This is a genomic window from Roseburia faecis (assembly GCF_001406815.1).
GTDB lineage: Bacteria > Bacillota > Clostridia > Lachnospirales > Lachnospiraceae > Roseburia > Roseburia faecis.
The window spans coordinates 1-4415 of sequence record NZ_CVRR01000039.1; the positions used below are offsets into that span (position 1 = coordinate 1).

General features: G+C 38.2%; 7 protein-coding genes. All 7 read right to left on the bottom strand.

From position 1 onward, the window contains the following. Nucleotides 1–22: 22 nt before the first annotated feature. The 7 genes from M72_RS12290 to M72_RS16540 all read right to left on the bottom strand — a co-directional run bounded on the left by M72_RS12290 (nucleotide 23) and on the right by M72_RS16540 (nucleotide 4362). Nucleotides 23–1495: a hypothetical protein gene (locus M72_RS12290; RefSeq protein ID WP_261291831.1), complete on the bottom strand. Its 1473-nt coding sequence runs from the start codon at nucleotides 1493–1495 to the stop codon at nucleotides 23–25. A 65-nt stretch (nucleotides 1496–1560) separates the two neighbouring features. After that, nucleotides 1561–1686, bottom strand: a complete 126-nt coding sequence (locus tag M72_RS18270) for a CLI_3235 family bacteriocin precursor (RefSeq protein ID WP_082241399.1) — start codon at nucleotides 1684–1686, stop codon at nucleotides 1561–1563. Nucleotides 1687–1856: 170 nt separating this feature from the next. Then, on the bottom strand, nucleotides 1857–2690 hold the full coding sequence (locus tag M72_RS12295; protein ID WP_055068427.1) for a hypothetical protein: 834 nt from the start codon (nucleotides 2688–2690) through the stop codon (nucleotides 1857–1859). Between the two features lie 63 nt (nucleotides 2691–2753). Further along, nucleotides 2754–3110, bottom strand: coding sequence for a hypothetical protein (locus M72_RS12300; RefSeq protein ID WP_242853378.1), 357 nt, complete (start codon nucleotides 3108–3110; stop codon nucleotides 2754–2756). A 17-nt stretch (nucleotides 3111–3127) separates the two neighbouring features. After that, on the bottom strand, nucleotides 3128–3955 hold the full coding sequence (locus M72_RS12305) for a hypothetical protein (protein WP_055068429.1): 828 nt from the start codon (nucleotides 3953–3955) through the stop codon (nucleotides 3128–3130). A gap of 16 nt (nucleotides 3956–3971) precedes the next feature. Beyond that, nucleotides 3972–4130: a hypothetical protein gene (locus tag M72_RS17230; protein WP_154267374.1), complete on the bottom strand. Its 159-nt coding sequence runs from the start codon at nucleotides 4128–4130 to the stop codon at nucleotides 3972–3974. 85 nt (nucleotides 4131–4215) lie between these two features. Beyond that, a complete protein-coding gene (locus tag M72_RS16540) occupies nucleotides 4216–4362 on the bottom strand; it encodes an AgrD family cyclic lactone autoinducer peptide (RefSeq protein ID WP_155177830.1) in 147 nt (48 codons plus the stop codon). Nucleotides 4363–4415 lie beyond the last annotated feature (53 nt).

The following is a 4415-nucleotide window of genomic DNA, read 5'->3' on the forward strand; positions in this document are numbered from 1 at the left end:
TGTGTATAATTACTTTTCATAATCATAATACTTTCCTGAAACTATACGCATACATATCCGAATACATGTTATCATGCGGTTGTGGCGTCAGCCTTCTATCCAATGCCGCCATATCCACCGTAAAACCACTGTCTGCCACAGAAAAAGCACCATTACTGAATTGAAACTCCGAAGTAAAGTCTGGAATCCCCAGATCACCGCTTGTCCGGTTATGTCCTATAATATTTATCAATGCATCCTTTATCCGCTCTATCTTGGCATTGTCCTTTGTTTTGTTGATCAGATTAGCAGCTTTTTCCGGCAGCCCGCCAATCTTTCCGTCTGGTGTCAGGTAAAGGTTCTCCAGAGAAATATCTTCTCCCGTAACCCCTTTTAAGTAACGCCTGACTTCCTGCACATCCGTGGCATACTGGTAGGTATTGGACGACAGATTTCCCACACTGTCAGCAATTCCTGTGTAATACTGATACATCCGGTCACTGTACTTTTCCTCTACCAGTTTCTGAACCTGTTCCCGGACTTCCTTATCTTCGATACCGCTCACTGTTACATTCCCATTGCTTTCAATCTTTATCTGCATTCCCTCCAGCTCATCACGGGAGATACCTTTGCTTTCCAGATCCTTTACAAAATCCTCGGAAAAATCATGTTTCAGTTCCGCCTTCTGCTGTGCTTTTTCAAAATCTTTCAGATTGGCAAAAATCTTCACATACTCCATTTCCGCATCATCCAGTGTCTTTCCTTCCGCCATGTCCTGCAACAATTCATCCACTGTGCGCCCGCCTTTGTATTTCTTTTCTTCCGGCAGACTTTCAAACTGCTTCTGGTGGAATTTCTCCATTTCTTTTGTATAATTTTTCTCTGTATCCATCAGGACTTCATTATATTTGTCGAGGTATTCCCTCCAATTTTCATCTTTCCGGCTGTATGCACCGTGAAGGTTCCCGAATGCCTCCCTTATGGCATCGGTCTTTTCCTGTTCTTTATTTTCCGTAACCTTGAAACTGATTTTATAATAATCATGCGGAGAAACTTCTTCCCCATTTTTGTTTTCTATTTTGATACAATATTTATTGGTATTTGTATCCCAGTTCGGGATGGTCAGTGTTTTACGTCCTTCCCCGTCCCATTCTGCCTTTCCGACCTGATTGCCATATTCATCATATAAGGTGAGGTCATAATCACAGCCTTCCGGCATGTCCATGTATATTTGAACCCCAAAATAATTCTGTATGGTTCGATTAAATGGAATGGAAAAGTTGTAGAAATCCACATCCTTTTTATCACTGAGATTTCCTTTCAGACTGCTGGTTTCGTCCTTAATCAGAAAATCCAGATCCAGAAACGTACTTCCCTTCTTCTTGTCCGAAACCTCATAAGTGGTATGCTGTCTGCGATAAGTGTCATTGCTGCCAAGTGTACAGGAATCTTCCTGAAGTGTCATATTTTTCTTCAGTTTTCCTTCAAAAAATGCCACTGTTTCCTTTCCAGACATGAAAAAAATCGGTTTTTGACGAAATGCTGCCCCATATGTAGAACCAGTATTGTTTATTTCCATTTCTATTTTCTTCTCCCCAATGATCTATTACAGTTCTGGCACTTACATACGCAGAAGCAAGTACATGAACAAGAAGCATATGCCATAAATGTTCCTTTTTCAGTCTTTGTTTTCTTCCCTAATTTCATATGGAACTCCTCCTATCTCAATATCATTTTTGCATCATGCATAAAATTATTCTCCTATTTTGGATGCCAACACTGTATAAAATTCTTTTTCCTGTTGCAGATATGCTGTCCTTTCCTCTGTCATTCGGAATCTATTCACTCTCCATAACGGTCCAAGTGATCTATTACTTTTATGACCATCTATACCAAGTTCCGCTATTCAAAAGCTGTGACATACTTTCTTCATATCTTTTCACTGCTTTCTGCTGAATGGAACTAGGCACCACATAATCGTTACCAACTTCACTTATTTTCCCATTTACCAGTTCGCAATGTGTCCCGTTTATCACAAATTCTCTGCTTGTATCCACTCCCTGTGACGCAAGAAAATCTAAAATATAATCGGTGTATGTATCTGTCATACTTGAAAAATACTGCTGATCCGCAAAATGTATCAGGGAGCTCAGACCACCTATCATCATATTGCATCTTTCATCATCTGCCTTGCTTCCGTTTCCATAGCCCTCGCCCCAGACAAAATCTTCCTGTACCGTCATGCTGTATCCATTTCCAAGATTAAATCTGCTTCCAACCCCAATCGTGATACTGTTTGTACTGGGATCATATGGTTTGTACCCTCTGGTTTTAAATGGCTGCTGTACGGTTCCAAAGGTTTGAATCTCGGATGGGAGATATGACATACCCGTAATTGCCGTAAACGCTTTCTGCCCATTCACATAAAAGGAAGTATGGGTTGCACTGTCTATATCCGCTGTAATCTCGACTTTCTCATCATTGGCAAAAGGATTCTGTCCGGTCATTCCGGTTCCATATGCAAACAGCATTCTTGTAAACTGATATCTTGTATGCTCATCAAAATGATTCAGTGTCTCTGTATCTTCTCCCTTTACATCTCCATTGCAAAAATCAACAAATTCATTTTTGCTGCCATCTTTTGTAGATAATTTACCTGTCTTTGTGTTATAAATGAAATTATAGGAACTTCCAACTTTCGTTATACTCATAAAATTGTTCTCCTTTCTGCATAGGAGTCAGTAATATGCTCTGACTCCTACATGAAATACTTTTTAAAAATCTAATTCATTACCCGGATATGGCTCCATAATACACTTAAACTTTCCATTTTTTGAAATGCTTTCAACTTTCACCGAATCCTCAAATGTGACTGTCATCTGTGTATCGTAAGTTTTCCATTCAAACTGCGACCAGCTTACACCGTTACCGATATGCTCATAAGCCTTGATTGCATCGTTATATTGCTTTTTTTGTTTTTCTGAATATTCCAGCACATTTTCAATATTATTTATTTCCAACAACATTCTTAAACTATCCGGCACTCCATCTAACGCTTTTCTCCACGCTTCACTCTGTTGCTTTGCAACCGCCATCTCATGCTTTTTCCTTATTATTTCAATATTTCTCAAACATTTTAATGCCCGCATTAAACAATAAAACCAATTTTTTCAAACAGAAATTCACAATATTTATGCATATCCTGATTTCCGCTTCTTAAAACATAAGAAAACAAAGACTTTATATCTATATTTCCTCCCGTTCTTTCATATTGCTCCAGATAAAGTGAACGGAACTCTAAATAAGAATCTTGAATATAGTCACATGCTTGATTTATATCAAAGGTATCAAACGATTCATCCAATTTTATATTCTGAAATTTCCGCTTATTTTCTGCATTTTGCTTTTGACTTTTGGCAACCATTTTATCCCATTTTATCAGTTCATCAAAACCTTTATTTAGCTTTTCCAATTCTTCATCCATTGACAGCAAACGTCTTTTTCCACTCTCTGAATCATCGCATGCATACACTTCTCTTGTTCCATTCCTATATCCTTCTACAATTTTTTGATACATAGTAGAATAGGCATATGCAGCTCCCATTCCAATATCATCGAAACCATACCCATTTTTACTTTCACGGATACTTTTTAAATATTTAGCATTTTCATCCCATAATTCTCGAAGATAATCATTTGACCAAACAGTTTTAGGCACCGTTTCTCTGATATAATTTGCGTAACCAGCGTCTAAGGCAAAACTATCATGTATATATGTGTTTTCCTGATTTTCCCCATCGACTTCATCTGAATGTCCTATCTTCCGGCATACGTCCTTGCCGGATGTTACGGTCATTTTTTCTTGCGATTCATTTGCCTTATGCTTTTTATGAGAAAACCCTATAGTTTTCATATGATCGCCTTTTTGATGACCGTACAATGAAGATACGGTATTCTGACCAAAACCGATGTGCATACTTCTATTCCTCCAATCAGTTTATCTGAATTGTACCGTCTACTATCACAAACTGTACGTTTAACTCAGACATAATATCTTTGTGCTGTGTCCGGTTATATGCTAAAATTTCCCAGATATCGCTTGCGTAATCCTGATAGGTCAGATTCCCGCCCGGATTTAACTGAATTTTCAACGCCTAATCCCATATTAACTCCTTTTGTTTTGCCATTACGATAATCACAACCGCAACACTCCACAAAATATTTCATTATTCTGACCTAGTTTTCCCTTTTCTTCGGTCTTTTCGGCTGGTGATAAATCGCTGAACACTCTGCCGTCCTGCCAAGAACTGTTTTTTCCACTTCATTCCGGGCAATTCTCTCCACTACCTTCAATACCTTGTTTGTAATCTTTTCTTTCTTCAAAATTATAGAAATTGATACTATGCATATGTATCAAAACCTACCTTATTTTTAGT